Annotated in this window: 21 protein-coding genes; 13 read left to right on the top strand and 8 right to left on the bottom strand. The window is 40.3% G+C overall.

What is annotated here, in order from left to right:
• The first annotated feature begins 198 nt into the window (after nt 1-198).
• Nucleotides 199-1,134, top strand: coding sequence for a beta-ketoacyl-ACP synthase III (locus D469_RS0101155; RefSeq protein WP_018921518.1), 936 nt, complete (start codon nt 199-201; stop codon nt 1,132-1,134).
• Between the two features lie 88 nt (nt 1,135-1,222).
• On the top strand, nt 1,223-2,467 hold the full coding sequence (gene fabF / locus D469_RS0101150; RefSeq protein ID WP_018921517.1) for a beta-ketoacyl-ACP synthase II: 1,245 nt from the start codon (nt 1,223-1,225) through the stop codon (nt 2,465-2,467).
• 69 nt (nt 2,468-2,536) lie between these two features.
• Here fabF and D469_RS19360 read toward each other — a convergent pair whose 3' ends face one another.
• The 4 genes from D469_RS19360 to D469_RS0101130 form a co-directional block, all read right to left on the bottom strand.
• Nucleotides 2,537-3,583 (bottom strand): LCP family protein, encoded by a 1,047-nt coding sequence (locus tag D469_RS19360; protein WP_018921516.1) that lies wholly within the window; start codon nt 3,581-3,583, stop codon nt 2,537-2,539.
• Between the two features lie 99 nt (nt 3,584-3,682).
• Complete coding sequence (locus D469_RS19355; protein WP_018921515.1) at nt 3,683-6,268, bottom strand: CBS domain-containing protein; 2,586 nt, start codon at nt 6,266-6,268, stop codon at nt 3,683-3,685.
• Between the two features lie 46 nt (nt 6,269-6,314).
• Entirely contained in the window at nt 6,315-6,968 is a 654-nt protein-coding gene (locus D469_RS0101135; RefSeq protein WP_018921514.1) for a hypothetical protein, read from the bottom strand.
• A 127-nt stretch (nt 6,969-7,095) separates the two neighbouring features.
• Nucleotides 7,096-7,395 (bottom strand): hypothetical protein, encoded by a 300-nt coding sequence (locus D469_RS0101130; protein WP_018921513.1) that lies wholly within the window; start codon nt 7,393-7,395, stop codon nt 7,096-7,098.
• 129 nt (nt 7,396-7,524) lie between these two features.
• Here D469_RS0101130 and D469_RS0101125 point away from each other — a divergent pair, with 129 nt between their 5' ends.
• Nucleotides 7,525-7,746, top strand: coding sequence for a YuzI family membrane protein (locus D469_RS0101125; RefSeq protein WP_018921512.1), 222 nt, complete (start codon nt 7,525-7,527; stop codon nt 7,744-7,746).
• A gap of 88 nt (nt 7,747-7,834) precedes the next feature.
• The gene (locus tag D469_RS0101120) at nt 7,835-8,593 is read left to right on the top strand and encodes a DUF3603 family protein (RefSeq protein ID WP_018921511.1); all 759 of its coding nucleotides are present in this window, start codon (nt 7,835-7,837) and stop codon (nt 8,591-8,593) included.
• Nucleotides 8,594-9,458: 865 nt separating this feature from the next.
• Here D469_RS0101120 and trpS read toward each other — a convergent pair.
• Both trpS and D469_RS21905 read right to left on the bottom strand, forming a co-directional pair.
• Complete coding sequence (gene trpS, locus D469_RS0101110) at nt 9,459-10,451, bottom strand: tryptophan--tRNA ligase (protein ID WP_205621060.1); 993 nt, start codon at nt 10,449-10,451, stop codon at nt 9,459-9,461.
• Nucleotides 10,452-10,541: 90 nt separating this feature from the next.
• A complete protein-coding gene (locus tag D469_RS21905) occupies nt 10,542-10,718 on the bottom strand; it encodes a hypothetical protein (protein WP_018921508.1) in 177 nt (58 codons plus the stop codon).
• Between the two features lie 51 nt (nt 10,719-10,769).
• On the opposite strand from D469_RS21905, the gene D469_RS0101100 reads away from it, so the two are divergent.
• Nucleotides 10,770-11,219, top strand: a complete 450-nt coding sequence (locus D469_RS0101100) for a TlpA family protein disulfide reductase (protein ID WP_018921507.1) — start codon at nt 10,770-10,772, stop codon at nt 11,217-11,219.
• A 71-nt stretch (nt 11,220-11,290) separates the two neighbouring features.
• Nucleotides 11,291-12,196 carry a DMT family transporter gene (locus D469_RS0101095; protein ID WP_083910680.1) on the top strand — a complete coding sequence of 302 codons (906 nt, stop codon included), beginning with the start codon at nt 11,291-11,293 and terminating at the stop codon, nt 12,194-12,196.
• An 80-nt stretch (nt 12,197-12,276) separates the two neighbouring features.
• On the opposite strand, the gene D469_RS0101090 is transcribed toward D469_RS0101095, so the two are convergent.
• Nucleotides 12,277-13,251 (bottom strand): sodium:calcium antiporter, encoded by a 975-nt coding sequence (locus D469_RS0101090; RefSeq protein WP_018921505.1) that lies wholly within the window; start codon nt 13,249-13,251, stop codon nt 12,277-12,279.
• 205 nt (nt 13,252-13,456) lie between these two features.
• Between D469_RS0101090 and D469_RS0101085 the strand changes: the two genes are divergently transcribed.
• A complete protein-coding gene (locus D469_RS0101085) occupies nt 13,457-14,329 on the top strand; it encodes an NAD(P)-dependent oxidoreductase (protein ID WP_018921504.1) in 873 nt (290 codons plus the stop codon).
• A gap of 190 nt (nt 14,330-14,519) precedes the next feature.
• Here the strand turns inward: D469_RS0101085 and D469_RS0101080 are convergent, their stop codons facing one another.
• Complete coding sequence (locus D469_RS0101080) at nt 14,520-15,056, bottom strand: HD domain-containing protein (RefSeq protein WP_018921503.1); 537 nt, start codon at nt 15,054-15,056, stop codon at nt 14,520-14,522.
• A gap of 378 nt (nt 15,057-15,434) precedes the next feature.
• Here D469_RS0101080 and D469_RS0101075 point away from each other — a divergent pair, with 378 nt between their 5' ends.
• From D469_RS0101075 to D469_RS0101045, 6 genes are all read left to right on the top strand, one after another.
• A complete protein-coding gene (locus D469_RS0101075) occupies nt 15,435-16,637 on the top strand; it encodes a putative glycoside hydrolase (RefSeq protein WP_018921502.1) in 1,203 nt (400 codons plus the stop codon).
• A 181-nt stretch (nt 16,638-16,818) separates the two neighbouring features.
• Complete coding sequence (locus D469_RS0101070) at nt 16,819-17,376, top strand: GNAT family N-acetyltransferase (protein WP_018921501.1); 558 nt, start codon at nt 16,819-16,821, stop codon at nt 17,374-17,376.
• A gap of 48 nt (nt 17,377-17,424) precedes the next feature.
• Nucleotides 17,425-17,553, top strand: a complete 129-nt coding sequence (locus D469_RS22650; RefSeq protein WP_018921500.1) for a hypothetical protein — start codon at nt 17,425-17,427, stop codon at nt 17,551-17,553.
• A 617-nt stretch (nt 17,554-18,170) separates the two neighbouring features.
• Entirely contained in the window at nt 18,171-18,566 is a 396-nt protein-coding gene (gene spxA / locus D469_RS0101060) for a transcriptional regulator SpxA (RefSeq protein ID WP_018921499.1), read from the top strand.
• Nucleotides 18,567-18,903: 337 nt separating this feature from the next.
• Nucleotides 18,904-19,575 (top strand): adaptor protein MecA, encoded by a 672-nt coding sequence (gene mecA / locus D469_RS0101050; protein ID WP_018921497.1) that lies wholly within the window; start codon nt 18,904-18,906, stop codon nt 19,573-19,575.
• Between the two features lie 139 nt (nt 19,576-19,714).
• Nucleotides 19,715-20,908: a competence protein CoiA gene (locus D469_RS0101045; protein WP_018921496.1), complete on the top strand. Its 1,194-nt coding sequence runs from the start codon at nt 19,715-19,717 to the stop codon at nt 20,906-20,908.
• Nucleotides 20,909-20,930 lie beyond the last annotated feature (22 nt).

Below are 20,930 nucleotides of genomic sequence, written 5' to 3'. Positions count from 1 at the left end.
AGGGTCTTTTAATAAAAGACGTGGGTCCAGTAAATACTACCAAGCTGTACTATATTGCCAGGGACGTAAAGTTTTTTCTCTTAAAAGTGGATCATAAGTAGACAAGCTGGTTTTTTTTACTTAAAATTAGAACCAGGTCATAATAATAAGTGAAAATTAATATATGTTGATTTGAGAAGTATGAAGGAGGAAGCGGAGATGAGGCAAGCTGGTATTTGGGGAGTAGGCCGTTATGTGGATGGCAAAGTAGTAACGAATAAAGAATTTGAAAAGACGCTTGATACAAATGATGAATGGATTCGAACACGAACAGGAATTGAACAGCGGGTTTTTGCCCATGAAGATATAAACACTTCAGATATGGCATATTATGCGGCTCTCGAGGCATTAGAAAATGCTGAAGTAAAAGCAGAAGATTTGGATATGATTTTAGTGGCAACTGTGACACCGGATTACCCGTTCCCTTCTGTTTCTTCATTAATTCAGCATCGACTCGGAGCTACAAAAGCGGGAGCCATGGATCTTAGTGCTGCTTGTGCTGGTTTTATTTATGGTATTGCTACTGCAGCTCAGTTTATTGCTACAGGTGCTCACAAAAATGTATTAATTATTGGAGCTGAAAAATTAACCCAATGGACAGATATGGATGACCGAAATACAGCGGTGCTGTTTGGGGATGGAGCTGGTGCAGTTGTGATGGGACCGGTTTCTCAAGATAAAGGTCTTCTAGCTCATGAGCTTGGCTCTGATGGAGAAGGGGCAATGCACATCAAAAAAGAAGAGTTTGTTGAAATGAACGGCAGAGAAGTATTTAAATTTGCTGTGCGCCAAATGGGAGAAACGTGTGTGAATGTTGTAGAAAAAGCGGGACTTTCGAAAAAAGATGTCGATTTTCTCGTTCCCCATCAAGCAAATATTCGCATTATGGAAGCAGCAAGGGAGCGGTTGGAGCTGCCAAAAGAAAAAATGGCGGTGACGGTAGCGAAATATGGAAATACTTCTTCTTCCTCGATACCAATTGCTCTGGTCGAAGAATTAAAAAATGGTAAAATTAAAGATGGAGACCTTGTCGTTATGGTTGGGTTTGGTTCTGGGCTTGTCTGGGGCGGAGCTGCTCTCCGTTGGGGTAGGTAAGCAACCACTTAAAGAGGTAATAATAATATGAACTCCGAGCTTATTGCTGGAGTTCTCTCAAACGACGAAGAAAGTGAGGCAGATTCGTATGAGTGAACAAGAACGTGTAGTCGTTACTGGACTAGGTACGGTTAATCCTTTAGGCTATGACACAGAAACTACTTGGGAGCAGGCACTTGCCGGGACATCTGGAGTAGGCGAATTGACTAGAGTAAATAAAGATGAATTTCCTATGAAAGTTGCTGCTGAATTGAAAGACTTTAACGCCGGTGACTTTATGGACAAAAAAGAAGCGAGAAAAATGGATCGTTTTACTCAATTTGCCGTAGCTTCAGCGTTTATGGCTTTAAAAGATGCGGACCTAGAAATAAATGATGATAATGCTGAACGCACAGGAGTTTGGATCGGTTCTGGAATCGGCGGCATGGAAACCTACGAACAGCAATTCAGAAACTTTTTAGATAAGGGAGCACGGCGCGTCAGCCCATTTTTCGTACCAATGATGATTCCTGATATGGCTTCTGGGCAAGTGTCCATTGCGACGGGGGCAAAAGGAATTAACTCTTGTAGCGTAACAGCTTGTGCCTCAGGTACGAATTCGATTGGAGACTCCTTTAAAGTAATTCAGCGTGGGGATGCTGACATTATGATTACTGGAGGAACAGAAGCACCGATAACAAATATTGCAGTAGCTGGTTTCAGTGCAGCTAAGGCGATTACGACATCGGAAGACCCAGCTACGGCATCGCGCCCGTTTGATGCGAACCGTAATGGATTTGTAATGGGGGAAGGAGGAGCAATCCTCATCTTGGAATCCCTAACTTCAGCTAAAAGAAGAGGCGCACATATCTATGCGGAGATCGTTGGATATGGTGCCACAGGAGATGCTTATCATATTACAGCACCTGCTCCAGAAGGTGAGGGTGGGCAGCGTTCAATGCAGCAAGCGTTAGAGGATGGCGGTTTAGCTCCTGAAGACATCACCTATATGAATGCTCATGGGACAAGCACTGAATATAATGATAAATACGAAACAATGGCATTGAAAAAAGTCTTTGGCTCCCATGCTTCTGAGCTATTAGTAAGTTCCACAAAGTCGATGACCGGCCATCTGCTCGGGGCAGCTGGAGCAATTGAAGCGCTCTTTACCGTCAAAGCTATTGAAGACGGGGTCATCCCGCCAACGATTAATTATGAAACGCCAGACCCGGATTGTGACCTGGATTATGTACCTAACGAGAAACGTGAAGTTTCTATCAACGCAGCTTTAAGTAATTCGTTAGGTTTTGGTGGTCACAATGCTACGCTAGCATTTAAACAATTTGTGGAGTAAGGAAATAGAAAAAGGATCGTGAGAGTGGGCTCACGATCCTTTTTCTATGCTTTTATTTCGTTGCATCCCTTAATCGGTAGAGTTTGTATGCCGTGCTTGATCTAGTTGTTCAGGGCTCTCTTTGTCTTCTCCTAAAAATTCATGCAAGGCTTCACGGTTTTCTTCCATTTGTAATTCAAGTACTGCACCTGCATGACTGTAATATTCGTCTTCATAAGCCCCTTCTACAGGCACCGTTAATGTATCAAAGTCCTCAACTTCACCAGTTAAAGCTTCGCGGCCAAGGGAAAGCATTTTACCAGCTGAAAGATCAGTTGCTATATTTGGGCGAATAGAGCCGATGAGTTGCGGAACTTTTGTCACCCCGGATAAGGAGAATAATTCATCTTTTAAAAGTGTAAGAACTTCTTGCTGTCTGTTTACTCGTCCAAAATCATTGTCCTGGTCTCCGCGGTATCTAACATACTTCAATGTTTCTGAACCATCTAATTGGTGAGTGCCACTGTCAAAACCGATAGAGAGGTCGCCTGCCTGGTCTGTATAATGCATAGGGTCGTCAACCTCTATTTCAATTCCGTCGGGGGCGACAATATCAACCACTTCAGTAAATCCATCAAAATTCACTTTTGCATAGTTGTCTACTTCAATGTCAAAGTTTTTTTCAATCGTTTCTTCAAGCAGCTCAATTCCACCGTGTGAGAAAGCTGCATTTAATTTATTATCCGTGTGGTCCGGGATTTCAACATAACTGTCCCGCATTAACGAGGCAAGCCGAAGGTCGTCCTGATTCGGGGTATACCGAGCCAGCATAATGGTGTCGGTTCGTGCCACTCCGCCTTCCTCTTCATCATCAATACCGACCAGTAGAAAAGTTAATGGGTCGTTTTCTGCTGCAGCTGCTTCATTGCCTGAAACCATGTCGTCGTTATCTAAGTCGTCTTCTTCAGTTGCATCAGTTTGATTTGCCATGGTCTCTGTATCTGAACTTGTACTCATAGTTTCATATTGATTAGCAAATATCGTGCCTCCGCCTATCATTAAAAAGCCTGTTAACAATAAAAGCTTTCGGCGCAATCGGGTTTTTCTCTGCTTCTTACGATCAAGTCGAGATATCACAAAAACTGCCCTCCCTTACAATAACAACTTTGATTATAACAGAGAATAAAACGATCAAGAAGAAAAATAAAAAGAAAGTCTAAATTTGTCTGCAGAAACTTATGACGATATTTGCTGCTTCAGCCAGTATATAGCATCTTCCCGTGAACGGATCCATCCTTCTAACCAGCCTATTTCTATCGAAAAAAGCAATTCTTTATAAATAGGACCTTGGCTGATTCCTAGCTGTTGCAGATCGGTCCCGTCTACAAGTTTAGGCAGTTGCTCACGGGCGGTAAGGTACGTTTTCAATTGCTCTGACATCTGTGGGCTGCCAGTCGCTTCACCCCACCATATACATAACCACAACATCAGTGAATGATGGTTTGCTCCTATAGTATGAAGCTCTCCCATTGAAATGTTTTTGCTTGATTTAATTAAAACTGTCCATTCTTTAATTTGCTCAATCATGGTATGGTATTTTTTATTTTGCGATAGAAATTTGGCTTGAGGTAAGTTCTTCCCATCGTAATCCAAATAAAGAGTAAGCAGTTTAAAGAAGGTCTCCTCCTTTTTGCTAAAAGCCTTTTCTTTACTTTTATGCTGTTGTTGTATATATTCTTCAGTTTTTTGAAAGAGTGCCGGAATAGGGTGATGAAAACCAGCATCAGGCAAAAAACCATCTATTACTTGCAAATCAGCGAGCCTTTGCAAACTAAGGTGTGGATCATTTTCCTGAAGAATAAGTTGAAATTCTGCCAAGATTCGATCATGAGATAATAGCTTAATGGAATCTGGGCGCTGCCTGGCAAAGGTTTCGGTTTCTTCATCCATGCTGTAACTTAATCGATTTTCAAACCGCACAGCCCGTAGAATGCGAGTAGGGTCTTCTACAAAGCTTAAATTATGTAAGACCCTAATTTTTCGATTTTTCATATCCGTCAAGCCACGGAAATGATCAAGTAAACGCCCAAAATCTCCGTCGTTTAACTGAATGGCCAAAGCATTAATGGTAAAATCTCGTCTTGATAAATCTTCTTTAAGATTAGAAGCTGTTACAGTTGGAAGGGCTGCAGGCTGCTCATAGTATTCAGTGCGTGCCGTAGAAAAATCAATTTTGTACCCACGCTCTAAGCTTACTGTCGCTGTTTTAAACGTTTCATGTTCCTGCACTGTGCCAAACGCATCGTTTGCAAATTGTTCAGCAAATTCTACAGCATCTCCATTTTCAATCGTAATATCAATATCTTCATTTTTTCGCTCTAATAGTAAATCACGAACAATACCGCCAATCATGTAAGCTTTAACTTTTTTTTCGTCAGCCAGTCTACCAATTTGTTTTAATAATTGAAAGATGGGTTGAGGAAAGTGTTCATTCATCGTGGTGGTGACATTCTTCTTTTGTTGAAGTTGTTGCTGCAAGGTTTCGTCATGTAAGACTTCGAGAACGTTCGTGCGGGAGACGATGCCCACCATTGTTTCTTTATCGACTACGGGCAAGCGCCCGATATTATGCTGAATCATCAAGCGTTGAATTTCTTCAAGTGATGTATTCAAAGCAATACTGACTGGGTCCTTGCTCATAAAGCCCTTAATGGGCGCATGGCCAAGACCATGATGCATAGCTTTGTCAACGTCCCGCCTTGAAATAATCCCGATTAAGTTACCTTCTTTTACGACAGGGAGTCCTGAATGCCCATAACGAAACATTAATTCCTTCACTTCATCAATGCGAATGTGTTCTTCTGTATATTTTACCGGGCTGGACATGATTACTTCAGCAGTTAACGCAGGTCTTAACGCTTGATGAATATGGTCGGTCAACTCTTTTTTTGTAGCCGTTATATCTGCCTCTTTAAGGACGGCAGAGCCGGCGCGGGCATGACCGCCTCCTTTAAACACTTGCATCAGCAGGCGGACATCAAGACGGTCAGAGCTGGACCTTGCTGTGATAAATGTTTTTTTGCCTGCTCTTATTAGTAAAAATACTCCATCCACCCCTGTTGTTTCCATTAATTTGGAGGCAAGCGTACCTAAGCCGCTTATGTACTCCTCTTGTTCGTGGGTGGTTACAAGCACAGTTAGCCCGTCAAGTTCGATATCTTCAGCTTGCTCTAGCAGCTTCTGGAAGGTGTGTTGTTCTTCTTGACTTAAAATCTGTTCAGAAAAGCGTCCGATTAAATCAAAATTCATCCCATTCGCCAGCAAAAAAGCAGATGCTTGTAAATCACGCACCGTCGTCGATGGATAGGAAAGAGAGCCGGTATCGGTATACAACCCTAGGCCAAATAAGGTAGCTTCGAGTGAACTAATACGTATATCTTTTTTTTGCAGCTTTTCAATGAGAATGGTTATACAAGCTCCGGTGGCTTCGACAACCCCGTAATGATCAGAAGATAAACTATTCTTTTTTTCGAGGTGGTGATCGTAAATTGTTACATGTGCAGGCTGCCAATTTGAAGCAAAGGAACCTAGTCGTTCGATCTCAGCTGTATCCACTAAAATAACATGGTCTGGGTTGTTCATTTGAATATCTGCCGGGGAAGTAAAAGAAAAGCTATCACGGTATAAGGCTAAAAACTGTTTCACCTCTGGTTGTTGAGAGGGAGGGAGAACGGCTTCTGCGGCTGGATATAATTTTTTTGCTGCTACCAGTGAGGCAAGGGCATCAAAATCAGCTTGTTCGTGCGTTGCTAGTATAATCATAAAGCGTTTCAACCTTTCCCATCGCTGCATAGACATAAATGATCTTTTAAGACTGTGCTTCGAATAATAAGCCTTTTACAGGCATGTCATTTCTTTCATCATAGTGGTGTAGTGATGTTTGTAATTGAACAAGTGCGCGGTATTCTCGTAAAATTGCTTGCCGCCACGTCGTAAAAAGAGTCTGATTAGCATGTTCATCGGCTTTTAATTTGCGCAGAAAACGATCGCCTTCTAGCTTGAGTACATAATTTGGAGTAGCATAAATACCATAATCAGCAAAAGTAGTTTCATATTGTTTATAAATGGTGTGCAGCCGTTCAGCGAAGGTCGTACCATCTTGTTTATCAATTGCTTGAATGGTCTTTATGACTTCATTGTATTTTCTTAACAGTTCCTCTGTTTCCACAATCACTTTTTTCTTCTTTTTATTATTAGAGTTTATTTGCTCAAGTGTATAGTTTACACGTTCTGGGTGATTATAAAACGTTTTAAATTGTTGAATGAGTTGCTTAAGTTTAGTGTCAAGTAAGGCATAAGAAGCAGCTTCATGATGACTCGGATGTTGATCTACTTCTCGTGTTCTTTGAGTTGGAGCAATAGGTTCTACCCGTGAAACTTGGCCGGGCTGAGTCATGCGATGTACATACGATGAGCTTATACGGTTGGCTCTAAGAGAGGAAGCCGGGCGAATGCGGGCCATAATCATCACACTCCATCATTTTTAGTGGGCTCTTGAAAAAGCATGGGGCTAAACGACATACCTTGGAAGGATGAGTGCATACCCGTCCGCTTCCTCGGGAGCATTGGCAAAGCCAACTTGATATAGGTCATTCGTGCTCAGATAAGTCGCTTGAAGAATCGAGGGATAGAATATAGTGATGAAATTCTTTTAAGGCCATGGCGATGATGGTCTCCGTTGTATTATTTTTAGCATCCATTCCTATGCGATCGAAATAACTCATAATATCTTCAATCTCGTCTTTTTGTTCTTTATACAAACGTAAGTGGGTAAACATTTGTTCTATTGCTAAGCGTCGTCCTTTTTTATTAAGAATTTGTACAAGTTCGTCATATTGTTTTACTTCTTCATCATACTCTTTCTGTAAACGTTCTCTGTGGGTTGTCATGGTTTATCCGTCCTTTAGCCATAAAGACATTCATCCATTTTGTGGAATATACAACCTTGTTTATGATTTCTGTACTTTCTGACAGTATAAAAAAAATGAAAACAGGTTGCAAAAAGGAGCGCCGCTCTCATGATATTTCGATTCGGGTTGATGGTGATCGGTTTTAGTCTAGCGGTTTCAGGCGGGGTCTCATTAATCGGGTATTTTAATTATTTAGCCACCGGGTATGACGTCAGAACATTTATGGATTTTATTGTTCATCGAATCGAGCTTTACTTCTTTATCACCGGATGTATTTTAATTTCATCGAGCTTCTATATTCCTGAGCTAAACAATCGCCGCAAACAGTGAACAGCAAATAATTAAGCAAATTATGGAATAAAATGGACAAGTACAGACGATAATGGGACTACAGGAAAATAAGAAAGGAGGAGGCCCGGTGGCAAGAATTCGGGATGTTTGGGTCAATTGGTTCGAAGGAGAAGAAAATGGATATAATGTCTGCCCGTTTCATGAATGGCGGAGTGAAGATCACATTGAGGTATTGGATTACGCAGAAATCGTTCGCGTCACCCCTTCATTGCTAAACTACATTGAGGACCGCCTCGAAGAGTTACCTGATAGCCTGATGTCGTCTGTATATCAAAAAACAACGCTGCGTAAAAACATGAAAAAAATCACCCTGGATTACTGTTTTATAGCTACAGACGGCGAAAACGTACTTGCTGTAGATACAGCTGGTTATCATACCCCGATTAAGAAAAGTAGATTAACACCACGACAAGAAGAACTCGTATTAGAAAAAATAAAACATGATGTATGCACTCCATTTGAATTGGGTTTTACACCATCGCCAAAAAGCTACCATATTTTATCTCCCCCTCCTGCACATATGGCAGGTTTAACGAGAAAAGAACGGGCATTAAAACAGCTTCTGTATATGGCTATTGATGAATTGAATACATCAAAGAATCGTGCGAAATTAAAATATTGGTTTACAGAATGGTCTCCTGAAGATTACCCGTGGCTTGATGCGTTAACAGGAGAGGAGATATGGAACCGTTTATACCGAGAAATAAGTGAAGGATGGACGACACGTCATTATAATTTATGCCGGTGCCTCGTAAAGGGCCAGCCCTTTTTTGAAAAGCTTTGGAGCCTGGAACATAAGGATACTGTCAAAGAAAACGGTATTTAAAGTTCCAATTCATATCTAAATCATACCATACAGTTAAAAAAGATGTGGATAATTTGTAACGGTCATGTATTGATCGTTTACAGGCGAGGGATAGTTATCTATAATATGGTTTAGGTATAGAGTGACTCGTTTTTACAGGAGGTGGTGGAGATGGACAACTTCGTATATATTGTGATGCAATGGTTGACCATCCTCTTTGCTGTCGGTACAGTCGGCGGAGCCCTATTTGTAGGTAAAGTATGGCGAAAAAATAATGGCTATTAAAGAAAAGTGTGGCTCACTGCTGAGACAGGCAGTGAGCCTTTTTTAACACTTGAAAAAGATGAGACTGCTTCAACATCTAAGAAAGAGCTGCCCACATGAAGGAAATCTTCAAAGGCAGCTCTTTTTTATTTAAGTGAATGACAGCAGCAGAGAAAGCCTCTTCGTCCGTGCAGGCCAGCGGGAAGTGCTCTGCCTGGCGCGAAGAACTGAAATCACTATATTGAATGTTTATCTAAAGGTTAAGAACCTGGGGGCAGTTTAGCAACACGTATGAACAGGTATTCCGTTATTTTGCTGAACTTGCCTTTTTTGAAAAATTGACGGACATACGTTTAGCTATTTGAGCTGTTAGCTTAAAAAAGATAGGATTTTGGTAGAATAGCGAAACAAATGACCGCAATTCAATGAAAAAGCGCTTGTTTACCGACATAGATGAATAGATGACCGGTAAAATGTAAGCATGGCGTCCTTTGATGTCATTAGTTGCTCTTCAGTTTCGCTACTCATTAGCTGATCGCCGTACTGGGGTGAAACCGATCTCCCCGGTGTGATAAAAGAACCTGCACCATGATGGGTGAGTAGGTTCCTTCTACTTTAAGATCTATCTTCGTTTTCTTCCTAAGCCCATTGCTCGTTCTGCTTTAGTCAGTGTTTTGTTTGCAGTTCGATTGGCGTGCTCAGCACCTTGGTCTAGGATTTGGTCAAGTTCTTCAGAGTCAATTAATTCATAATAACGAGTTTGAATAGGTTCTAGCATGCTGACTACAGCTTCCGCTACATCTGCTTTGAACGTGCCATAACTTGAATCCTTATATTGTTCAACTAAATCTTCAATTGCTTGCTGGCTGCTAAGCGCATAGATGGAGAGCAAATTCGCAATGCCTGGTTTATTTTCCGGGTCGTAATAAATTTCTTGTTCCGAATCGGTAACAGCGCTTTTTATCTTTTTCCGGATGGTAGCAGGTTCATCAAGCATAGAAATAAACCCTTTTTGATTGGCATCGGATTTGCTCATTTTCTTGGTTGGATCTTGTAAAGACATAATCCGAGCGCCGACGTCCGGAATTTCAGGTTCTGGTATGGTTAAAATATCATTGTATGTGCGGTTGAAACGTTCAGCTAGATTACGAGTTAATTCAAGGTGTTGTTTTTGGTCCTCTCCTACGGGAACAAGTTCTGTTTGGTACAGGAGAATATCTGCACTCATTAATGGAGGATAAGTAAGAAGCCCTGAAGAGACGGCTTCTTTACCAGCCGATTTATCTTTAAATTGTGTCATACGCTCTAACTCACCTATGTAGGCTACACATTGCATCATCCAAGCCATCTGGCTGTGAGCTGGAACTTCAGATTGAATAAATAAAGTAGACTTTTCAGGGTCTATACCTGCAGCTAAATATAGTGCAGCCAAGCTGCGAATATTTTTCCTAAGTGCCAAACGGTCCTGAGGGACAGTGATTGCATGTTGGTCTACAATACAGTAGAAACAATCATGTTCTTCTTGAAATTGAACATGATGGGACATAGCTCCAATATAATTGCCGATCGTTAATGTTCCACTCGGCTGAATGCCGGAAAAAACCGTACTCATAATTACTTCCTGCCTTTCTCTTCTCATCTCTATTCTTTTACATCCTACCCTAAGTAGAACCCCTTCGTAAATAAAGTCTTCACGTAATTAGGCTTATTTTGGTTTTCGATATTTGATGAATAAAGCTGCTATCCAAAGTGGAATTGCTAACAACAGCGGTAGTAAAAGCCAAGCACCCGGATCTGATCCTGTAATTGTACTTATAATAATAAGTGCTGCCACCCAAACGGCCAAAAGCCCTAATCCAATTCGTAGTAAAGATAATGTCACAGTTCCGGCCCCTTTCCAATCATTTACGTTAACAACAAGGAGTTGATGAAAGTGATCCTCAAAACCTGTATCCAACTGATTAAGCCGTGGTTAGCTTTCATAGTAATAGTTAGTGGCGTTACTGCTTCTATAATAAGTGAAGAACCCTCTGACGTAAAAGCAGCAGAAAACGTGCTTATCGAAACAAAAGAAGGGGAAAACCGTGCTTTAATTGAACTCTTGAATGACGAAAAGACGAATCTCTTCTTTTTTACAACGTGGTGTGAAATTTGTCAAAGGGAGCTTGCACAGTTGGAAAAAAGGGAAGAACCAGCTCCTTATATTGCGATTCATCTACTCGAATTAGAACCCGACCCTTCTTCGGCAAAACGTCAAGTAGAGGATAGTACCTTAAATATTGTTTACGATCATCAAGGAGATGCCGCCAAGCATTTTGATATTCAATCTGTTCCCGCTCACTTAGTGGTAAATAAAAAGGGACTTTTAATCGACGAGTTATAAGTCTTTAAATATGAACTATGTAGCTATACATTGTATAATGAAGGCAGGAGCTCTTAGTCAGGAGATAATAAATGATGGGCATTTTTTTTGCGTTTTTAACCGCTTTATTTTTCGCTATAAGTAACATCCTTATTCGTAAAGGAATGGAACGTTCACCTGAAGACAATGGTGTTTTTATGACATTGACGGTGAATATCTTGATGCTAGGGGTGGCAGCGTTAGGTTATCGTCTCTTAATTGAAAGTGTGCCTTTCTCTTTAACCGGATTTGGCTGGTTTATTCTAGCTGGTATTTTCACGACTTTTTTAGGGAGAACCACTTTATTTAAAAGCATCCGGTTAATAGGCCCGACCCGGGGAACTGCGATTAAAAACAGTGCACCTTTGTTTACGATTTTGTTTGCCGTAACTTTCTTTAATGAACGGATGGAAGGGATGGCCTTATGGGGGGCATTACTTGTACTGATTGGCTTATTTATTCAAGGCTATTTTATGGTGAGAACGGAAGGAGAACAAAGTCAAGCTGCTGTAAAAAAAGACGAGCGGGTCGGTTACATGATCGCGTTACTGGCTGCGCTAACATTTGGCCTGGGGCAGGTTTTTAGAAAACCAGGAGTAGATGCTTTCCCTGACCCATTTTTTGGAGCGTTTGTAAGCGCTGTTGTGGCCTTTGTCGCACTAACTACCTTACAATCTTTTAAAACCAACGTGAAAGCTCAATTTATTTATCAGATAAAAAATCGGAACCTCTATTATGCTGGTGCAGGGGTAGCAACTGGAGCTGCAATGATTTCATTTTTTACAGGCATTACATACATTGAAGTTTCTTATGTCTCAGTCATTGCAGCTTTAGAACCGCTTCTTACCATTATTTTAGCGACCTTATTTTTAAAAGGAAAAGAACGCATTTACAAGTATACCTTGTGGTCAGCTGCTATTGTTTTTGCCGGCGTTATTTTGATTGTTTTGTATACGTGAAAAAGCCCCTCTCTTAGGTGAATGGTTTGAGTGAGTCTTGTCCCTTCAGACGCTTGTAGAGATGGAGTCGTAAAGGGGGGTTAGGAAAAATAATACACGATAGCTGTACAAATGAAATATAGCAATATTAGCAGGATAGAAGGCCAACTCGCATAGCTTCGCATGGTCTTTTTTGCGTACATCATTCGTGCTAGAAGCCCGCATGACAATAAGGTAACTGCAACAGCGGTTACGATATGAGCAGCAGATAACACGGGGTACAGAGCTGTTGGACCGTATAATGCATCAATAAACACAAGAAAAAGTAAATTTAATAAATTGCTGCCAAGGATAGAAGCTAAAGCTAAGTTGTAATTATTTAATTGAAGAGCGATAAGTACGGCGACTGCTTCAGGTAAAGAAGTAGATGCTGCTACAAAGAAACTGCCAACAAAACTTGCCCCAAGCCCTGTGGTAAGTGCTATTTCATCTGCGGTGTACGTTAAGATTGACCCAGCTAACAAGATTAGAAGAGCAGCGAGCGTAAAGCCATACACAGCTCTTCGCGTGGAAACAGGAAAAGGAGGGAGCTCTGATTCATCGGCGCTTAAATTCGGCTGTCTTCTTTGTAACATATAAATAGCAGCACTATATGTAATAAGGATCGCAATACTTTGCACGCTGATAATAGAAAGTTGATATTCCAGCGGCCAAATAAGTATGGCTGTCGTAACAAGTGATAATACGGCTCCAGCCACCGCAGACGTTTTATAAGCATTCGAAACAGAAACAAATACCCTTTTTTTACGATAATATATATCAAAAAAAGCGATGATTAAGATATTAAAAAGATTACTTCCAATTACGTTTCCTACTGCTAAATCTGGCGTATTTACTGCAATAGCCGCTACACTAGTAGTTAATTCAGGTAAAGAAGTGGCGCCAGCTAAAAGCCAGGCTCCAATCAATGAAGCACCAAGCATGGATTTTTTACTTAATGTATCAGCATAGCGGGAAAGTCGAATAGCCGCAAGGACAGTAATTAATGCAGATAATATGAACAAAACAAAAACCATTTTCAAAATACTCCCAGTTTCCGACATGTAATGAACGACATAATTGCTCTGATTAGAGTATCACCACCTCTTTTAAGGGTCAACGAAACAGGCCCATTTAACGAAGAGGGACTTTAGGCAGGAAAACGAAGGGAATAAATCTAATCTACTACTAAGCGTGCATATGTTTCGCTTAATTTTAATTGTTGACGAAAGGTAGGTTGTAATGATGAAAAATGTTGGATTTATTGGTTTAGGGAATATGGGCATGCCGATGGCAAAGAATATGATGGCAGAGGGATATGTAGTGACAGGTTTTAACCGTTCAAAAGGGAAAGAACAAGGGTTTTCAGAAGTTGGAGGTAAAGTAGGCTACTCTGTTGCTCAGTTAGCTGAAACAGAAGATGTGATTTGTCTATGTCTCCCAAAACCAGAAGATGTAGAAAGGATGGTATTAGGGGAGGACGGCATTTTAAACCATGCAAAAGAAGGGTTGTACATTGTTGATTTTAGTACGATTTCTCCAAAGTTAGCAGAACACTTGTATCAAGTGTGTCACCAAAGAAATATACATTTTGTCGATGCTCCAGTGAGCGGAGGCACAACTGGTGCAGAAGCGGGAACATTAACAGTAATGGTTGGAGGAGAAAAAGAGGTTTTTTCCCAGTTATATTCATTGTTTAAAAGTGTAGGGGAACAAATTTTCCATACAGGGGCTGCCGGCAGCGGCACAAAAGTAAAGCTTCTAAATCAATATATGGTGGGCATGCATACCTTAGCAGTTGCTGAAGGTGTTGGGTTAGCAGAACAATCAGGCGTAGACCCGGAACTTGTTTATGAAATATTGAGCCAGAGTTTTGCGCAAAGTAAACTTTATGACAGACATTATCCGAACTTTATTGCAAAAGATCAATTTGATGGAGGCTTTGCAATTGAGTTATTGTTCAAAGACTTAGACTTGGTGCGAGAAATGGCAGAAGAAAGTGATACTCCGCTAACTATTGGCCGCCAAGTGACCTCACAATTTGAACAAGCTGCGCATTCAGATTTGAAAAAGAAAGATATGAGTGCGATGTACAAATTTATCAATAAACAGTGAACAAGCTGTGCATTAATTTCTGGTCTGCTTCTAGAAGTAAGGACGAGGGCCAGGCCGAGATAAAATAGTTTATTGAAAAAGGATTGAATGGAAAGAAAAGAGGGAAAGGAAGGTCGAAGGGGATCGAAAGGTCGTTGTTACTTTCAGTTACATAATAAAACATGCTCTGTCTAAGTAAGAGCATGTTTTATCAGCTAGAGGACGACAGAGGCCGTTCGAGCATGGCCTGATTGATTTTCTCATCAAGGTCATTTAATTTTTTGTGTGCTAGCTCATCTGATATTTCCCGGTAATGGTGTTTTCCATCTGGTTCCTCGTCGAGTTCATCGGCCTCTTTAACGACTTGTTGAAGGGGGGTGCGGTTAACATTTTCATCTGGCAAGTAGGAATCAGTATGCAAGAGAACAGCTAACGATACTTCTTTAGCGACTTTTAAGTCTTCACCGCAGCGTACTAATAATTTATGAGCTCGTTCGGCTCCTTTAATCGCATGGATATCATTTTGTTTATACAACTCAAAATCCCACTTTCCATTTCGGTACCAAGTGTAATGACCCATATCATGCAAAAACGCAGCCTTCGTGGCGAGATCAGGGTTAACTCCGTTTTCTTTTGCTAACCGGAAAGCATGGTAGGCTGTAGAAATAGCATGTGCTAACCCTGCACGTTTCACATATTTCTGGGTGATCGGGTGGCTGAACAATTCGGTTAAGGTAACCTTTCGCATAAAACAAACCTCCTTTAATACCATCAAAAAGGTATATTTCTACAATTATAAACAGTTGGAAAAGCGAATGCAAGCTGCATTTTACTCACATATAAACGCCTATAGTACATTTATATAGTCATGTAACTGCCCGAAAAAGCATATCTTTAAACACTATGACAGTGAAGTGAAGAGCATGTTGCTTTCCACTGGCTATGAGGGCGTTGTCAGTTCGTATACCGCATTATTTGAATAAGAACCAGAGTAACGTGAGGCTGGCAGAGGAATTTAAGTTTTTCTTAAAAAATGGTTGGTGTGAGGTATTATCACTTGTATAATTGATTTTGGAAGAACTTGAGATTTTTCAACATGAACATATATAGAAGGGATAGAAATATAATGAAAAGATTCACTTCATCACTTCTGTTAGCGACTTTTGCGACAGGCATCATAGTTAGTGTTCCTTACGCAGAAGCTAATGAGGAATTAGTTGCTTCTGCTCATTCTTATAAACAAGTTGAAAATAATGATCGGGAAGTGCCTGAAGACATGTCACGTTTTACATATGATTCTGGTTATGATTTTGAATATCCTGATGCGGTGCGAGGTATATTTGTCACAGGCCATTCTGCCGGCGGGAGCAAGTTTGATGAATTAGTGGAGCTCACTAATGAAACGGATCTGAACGCAATGGTTATCGATATTAAAGAAGATGAGGGGTATATAACCTTTAGGCCTGACGAAGACGATCCATATTACGATATGAGCCAAAACATGATATCTGACCCAGAAGAAATGATGGAAACATTAGAAGAGAATGAAATCTATCCTATTGCTCGAATTGTTGCATTTAAAGACACCTTATTAGCCGAAGAAAAGCCAGAATGGTCTTTTACTGATAATGGAGAAGTTTGGAAAAACTCACGTGGAGAAGCCTTTGTCAATCCATTGATGGAAGAAGTATGGGAATATAATATAGAAGTGGCAAAAAAAGCAGCTGAGATGGGCTTTGAAGATATTCAGTTTGATTACGTGCGTTTTCCGGAAGGATTTGAAACAAGGGATGAAGACTTAGATTATTCCCGTGGTAATTATGAAGAAGAAGAAGACAATGTACGCGCAAGAGTGAATGCAATCAATGATTTTTTAGCAGAAGCTAAAGAAGAACTTGAGCCTTATGATGTGGATGTGTCTGCAGATATATTCGGTTATACAGCAACGCTTGAAGAAGCGCCAGGTATTGGTCAGAATTTCGCTGAAATGGCAGAGGAGGTAGACGTTATTTCCTCGATGCCGTATCCAAGTCATTGGACGGCTCATTTTGGTTATGACAACCCTGATTTACATCCGTATGAAGTGACCAAAGAATATGCTAAGTTAGAAAATGAAATTCTTGAGGAGGCAGATGACCCTCCAACCAGCCGTCCATGGCTGCAGGATTTTACGGCTCCATACCTGGGCGAAGGGAATTACCGTGAATACGGGGCTGAAGAAGTAGAAAAGCAAATTCGGGCATTTAATGAAGAAGGGGTCGATGAGTTTTTATTATGGAACGCTTCAAATAATTACTCTGAAGGCGTTGACTACACGCCACTTGATTAGAAGCATAAGAAGAGGAGCTTTTCCCGCGAAGAACGGGAAAAGCTTTTTTATTTGCAGGATAATTTGTCAACATGATGTATAGTAGACGCATATCGTAGCAAAATGAGAGTAACAACCATTTTCAAAAAGCGGCTAGTTTCTTATAATAAGGGTAGAAGCATATTGGAGGTTATAATACAAGATGAACTGGTATGATAAGTTAAGTGAATATTTTCCTGTGGAAGAAATGAAGTCAAAGGAGCATATGGAGACGTTACTCAAAGAAAAGAGTGACCTCTACCATAAAGATGAAGGGCCTCATCACGTCATGATGTATGCTGAAACACCTCATTTCACTTTTATTGATTACCTGTTCGTCTCTACTGAGGCCCGTGGCCAAGGGTTAGGGCATAAGCTAATAAGCAAACTAAAGGAAAAGGAAAAGCCGATTATTTTGGAAGTGGAGCCGCTCGATTATGAAGATTCTGACACGTATAAACGCTTGAATTTTTATGAACGAGAAGGATTTACGCACGCTAAATCAATCGGATACAGACGTCGTTCACTAGCAACTAATGACCAAAATGTCCTAGAAATTTTATTTTGGTCTCCTACAGATGAAGCAGAAGAAAGCATATATGAGAAAATGAAACAAACCTATGAAGAAATCCACACCTATAAGGATGTAGAATTTTACGGAGCATCATATGAAGATGTGGACCGAGTATTAACTTTTGATAGCGAAGAAGTAAAATCATAACATGTTCGTATATCCTTCTTTAACTAATAAAATGAGGAGGGATGAGAAATGAAAAACAAACAAAAACAAAAATTACGAAAGAAACGAGAAGTCATGCGTGATTTGTTAAAGAAAAATGTAAAAGATTTAAAAGGTGTCCCCAGTCCGCATAAGGGCCCAGCCACAGCAGGGAAATAAGCTGACTTTTAGGCTTAGACTGCAAAAAGAGCCGACCACTTAGGTAGGGCTCTTTTTTCACCCTAAGAATGTATAGGTATTTGAAGGAAACAGTAAAAGTTTAACTAAGACTCAGCCTACGCCGTAGGCTTGGCTTTGCCAAGTTTTCATTATGAGCTAGGGCTGCGGTTGTATAGTAAGGCATTTAAGTAATGACAGTTCAATTTATTAATGCTGTCGAAAGAAGGAAGGCATAAATAACTACAGCGACTGTATGATTAATGAAACATTCTAGGTGGAGTAACTTGGGCAGTAACTACAGGGCAGTTTAGGGTACGAAAAATAGTCAGTACCCGGAATATGGGACTCCTGTTGGCAAAGGACTTTTGCTGAAGACTGACTTATCGTGCAAATGTTTTCCGAAAATTCCGTTTTCTTAAAACCGTGTTTAAATATCAATCAAAGCGGTTAAAGACTCATGTATTGAAGAAGTCAAATGTTATACAATATTGTGAACACCTCTGGTAAATTTTTTATAACTCTACCCAAATTAGAATTATTATTGTATACTTAACTTGTGACAAAAGAAGGTATAAGGAATTAGAGGCGCATCGAGTATTGAAAGGAGAAATTTTATCATGGTTACCTTGTTAACATCTCCGAGTTGTACATCTTGTCGAAAAGCCAAAAGTTGGCTTGAAGAATATGAGATTGAATTTAACGAACGCAATGTGTTCGCAGAACCATTAACTGTAGAAGAAGTCAAACAAGTGATTCGGATGACTGAAGATGGAACGGATGAAATTATCTCAAAACGTTCCAAAGTTTATCAAGATTTAGATCAAGACCTAGATGCGATGCCTCTACAAGATTTGTTCAATTTAATCAGTGAGCATCCAGGGCTGTTGCGACGCCCGATTATATTTGATGATAAACGTCTGCAAGTAGGATATAATGAAGCGGAAATCCGTCGGTTCCTACCGCGGCAAGTTCGAACGTACCATTTGCAAGAGGCGCAAAAGCTTGTTAATTAAAGGTGAGAAAAACTTCTACTATGAAATTTACAGTAGGAGTTTTTCTCATTTAAAGAAGCTGATTGAAAATAAGATCCGTATTGAAGAAGGTAGTAATGTGCATGGGGTTGACAGAATAAGGTGTTACCTTCAAAATGTTAATTTAACGAAGTGGAAAGTGCATGAACTGTCGAACAAAAATTCCACACTTTTTATACGGTTATCCTTAACAAGCTAACGGGAATCGTATAAAATAAAAGTAGGTAACTTACCATAATAAACAACAAGCAATCTTTAGGTAAATCGAATGGGCTAAGTAATCCCTGCATTCCACCTTACCTTCTGGGAGGGAGACACTGTGGAAATAGAGAGAATTAACGACTCAACGCTGAAATTTTTCATTACGTACAAAGACATTGAAGATCGTGGCTTTGATCGTGATGAAATTTGGTATAACCGTGAACGAGGTGAAGAGCTTTTATTTGATATGATGAATGAAGCTCATGATCATGAGAACTTTGAGATAGAAGGCCCGTTATGGATTCAGGTTCAAGCACTTGAAAAAGGGCTGGAAATGGTAGTTACCCGGGGGCAAATCTCGGATGGGAATGTGAAACTTGAAATTCCAGTTCAGGACCAAAATGACGAGACTCCAGTTGATGATAATATTGTCGATATGCTAGATGAGCAATTTCGAAAAGGAAATAAAGAACAGCAAAATCAAGGATCAAGTCAAAGTGAAGATCTTGAATTAGTCGTGGCTTTTGAAGACCTTGAAGATCTTCTCTTCTTAAGTCAGTCCTTTACGCTAGAGCAAGTTCAAAATGAAATTTACCATTTTGATGGTACGTATTATCTTTATATTGCGTTTGACGATTACTATTCTGAGGACGAGCAAGATAATATGCTGAGCCGTGTACTTGAATTTGGTGATGAGTCTGATATCTCCATTCATCGCATTCGTGAGTATGGTACTACGGTCGTAGGCGAAAACGGGTTACGGACGTTAAGTCAACATTTCCACACCTAAGTATATGGTTTTCGCTGAGAACGACTGCTGCACATTTTGCGGTCGTTCTTTTTTTACCTTTATCCCCTTCTACTCCCCCCATTTTCTAATTACCCTTTTTACACTCTTTATGCCATATTTTATTAAAAGGAGGATGCTTTTGTTCATTGCAATTACAAAAAATAAACAATATGTAAATGCTTTAGATGAGCCATTATTGACCGAATCGCTTTATTGCCCGGCCTGCGAGCATCCTGTACATTTAAAAAAGGGGGCCATTATTCGTCCGCATTTTGCCCATAACAAAAGCTCTCTTTGTTTAATTCAAGGTGAACCAGAAACGAAAGAGCATATGGAGGGAAAAATAAAGTTATATAAGTGGGTGAAGAACCATGGTTATGAGGTTTCTCTAGAAAAGTATTTACCGACGATTCAAAGACAGCCAGACATTTTTCTGCTTACTTCTCAGGGCAAAGTTGCGATTGAATTTCAATGTTCTACGTTGCCTGCGCAAGATTTAACAGAACGGACCTTGGATTACCTTAAACAAGACATTTATCCGGTCTGGATATTCAGCCATCATCATTACCCGCGGCGCCCCAGCACTTCTTTTGTTTCGATTGGAAGTTTTGCGTGGAGTGCTCTTAGACAAACTGATGTCCAAGCGCTGCCCCACCTATATTATTTTAACCCTTCCTCCGAGTTATTTTTTAATCTCCATGTTTCATATCCCCTCTCTAAGAATAAAGCATTTTCTAAAAGTATTACTATTCCCATGAATAAGCTAACAGTCTCTGGTTTATTACAGCCTTCCCCGCTGTTTCCAACGTTTCCCTTTATTGACTGGCTGCGACACCGTAAAAACATAAGATTTGGACGTAATAATCTCCGGGATCAACCATTTGAGCTTCAACAGTTATTCGCTTCTTATAAACGCTCCTTTCCTTATTTCCCGCCGGAAGTCGGTTGGCCCCTTCAATCTGCTTTTCCTATCCTTACCTCAAGCTATATATGGCAATCCCTTCTGCTCTTTAAACTAATTGAACGGTTCACGCCTGGGACAGATTTTTATGTAGAGCATGTAGTAGAAATGATCAAGCAGTTTGTTCAGATGGAAACAATAAAAGTAAGGTCGCTCCCGATGGTGTCTTTTTGCTTTAATCAGCTATGTCATGAATATTTGCATGTATTAAAAACTTTCGGGCTTGTAACGATAAGTGGAAGAAAGATCAGCTGGAAAAAGGCGTTGAGGCTTCCTGAGAGTTTAGAGGAAGGCTTTCAACGGGATCAGCAGTTAGCTGTCATGTACAAGAAGCAGGTAAATTTCATTCCTAAATCGAAAGAGTTCATGTAAAATGGAAATGAATGCTATAGGA

This window comes from Salsuginibacillus kocurii DSM 18087, assembly GCF_000377705.1.
Taxonomy (GTDB): domain Bacteria; phylum Bacillota; class Bacilli; order Bacillales; family Marinococcaceae; genus Salsuginibacillus; species Salsuginibacillus kocurii.
Note: the sequence above shows the minus strand (reverse complement) of the source record. Positions and strands in the feature narration are given on the sequence as shown.

Bases quoted from the DNA above. Each gene is read 5' to 3' on its own strand.
- D469_RS0101125 (WP_018921512.1), top strand. From the start codon at position 7,525: ATGATATTTCGATTCGGGTTGATGGTGATCGGTTTTAGTCTAGCGGTT.
- D469_RS0101135 (WP_018921514.1), bottom strand. From the start codon at position 6,968: ATGGCCCGCATTCGCCCGGCTTCCTCTCTTAGAGCCAACCGTATAAGC.
- D469_RS0101070 (WP_018921501.1), top strand. From the start codon at position 16,819: ATGAACTGGTATGATAAGTTAAGTGAATATTTTCCTGTGGAAGAAATG.
- fabF (WP_018921517.1), top strand. From the start codon at position 1,223: ATGAGTGAACAAGAACGTGTAGTCGTTACTGGACTAGGTACGGTTAAT.
- D469_RS0101095 (WP_083910680.1), top strand. From the start codon at position 11,291: ATGATGGGCATTTTTTTTGCGTTTTTAACCGCTTTATTTTTCGCTATA.
- D469_RS0101080 (WP_018921503.1), bottom strand. From the start codon at position 15,056: ATGCGAAAGGTTACCTTAACCGAATTGTTCAGCCACCCGATCACCCAG.
- D469_RS0101075 (WP_018921502.1), top strand. From the start codon at position 15,435: ATGAAAAGATTCACTTCATCACTTCTGTTAGCGACTTTTGCGACAGGC.
- D469_RS22650 (WP_018921500.1), top strand. From the start codon at position 17,425: ATGAAAAACAAACAAAAACAAAAATTACGAAAGAAACGAGAAGTCATG.
- D469_RS0101130 (WP_018921513.1), bottom strand. From the start codon at position 7,395: ATGACAACCCACAGAGAACGTTTACAGAAAGAGTATGATGAAGAAGTA.
- D469_RS19355 (WP_018921515.1), bottom strand. From the start codon at position 6,268: ATGATTATACTAGCAACGCACGAACAAGCTGATTTTGATGCCCTTGCC.
- D469_RS0101085 (WP_018921504.1), top strand. From the start codon at position 13,457: ATGATGAAAAATGTTGGATTTATTGGTTTAGGGAATATGGGCATGCCG.
- spxA (WP_018921499.1), top strand. From the start codon at position 18,171: ATGGTTACCTTGTTAACATCTCCGAGTTGTACATCTTGTCGAAAAGCC.
- D469_RS0101155 (WP_018921518.1), top strand. From the start codon at position 199: ATGAGGCAAGCTGGTATTTGGGGAGTAGGCCGTTATGTGGATGGCAAA.
- D469_RS0101090 (WP_018921505.1), bottom strand. From the start codon at position 13,251: ATGGTTTTTGTTTTGTTCATATTATCTGCATTAATTACTGTCCTTGCG.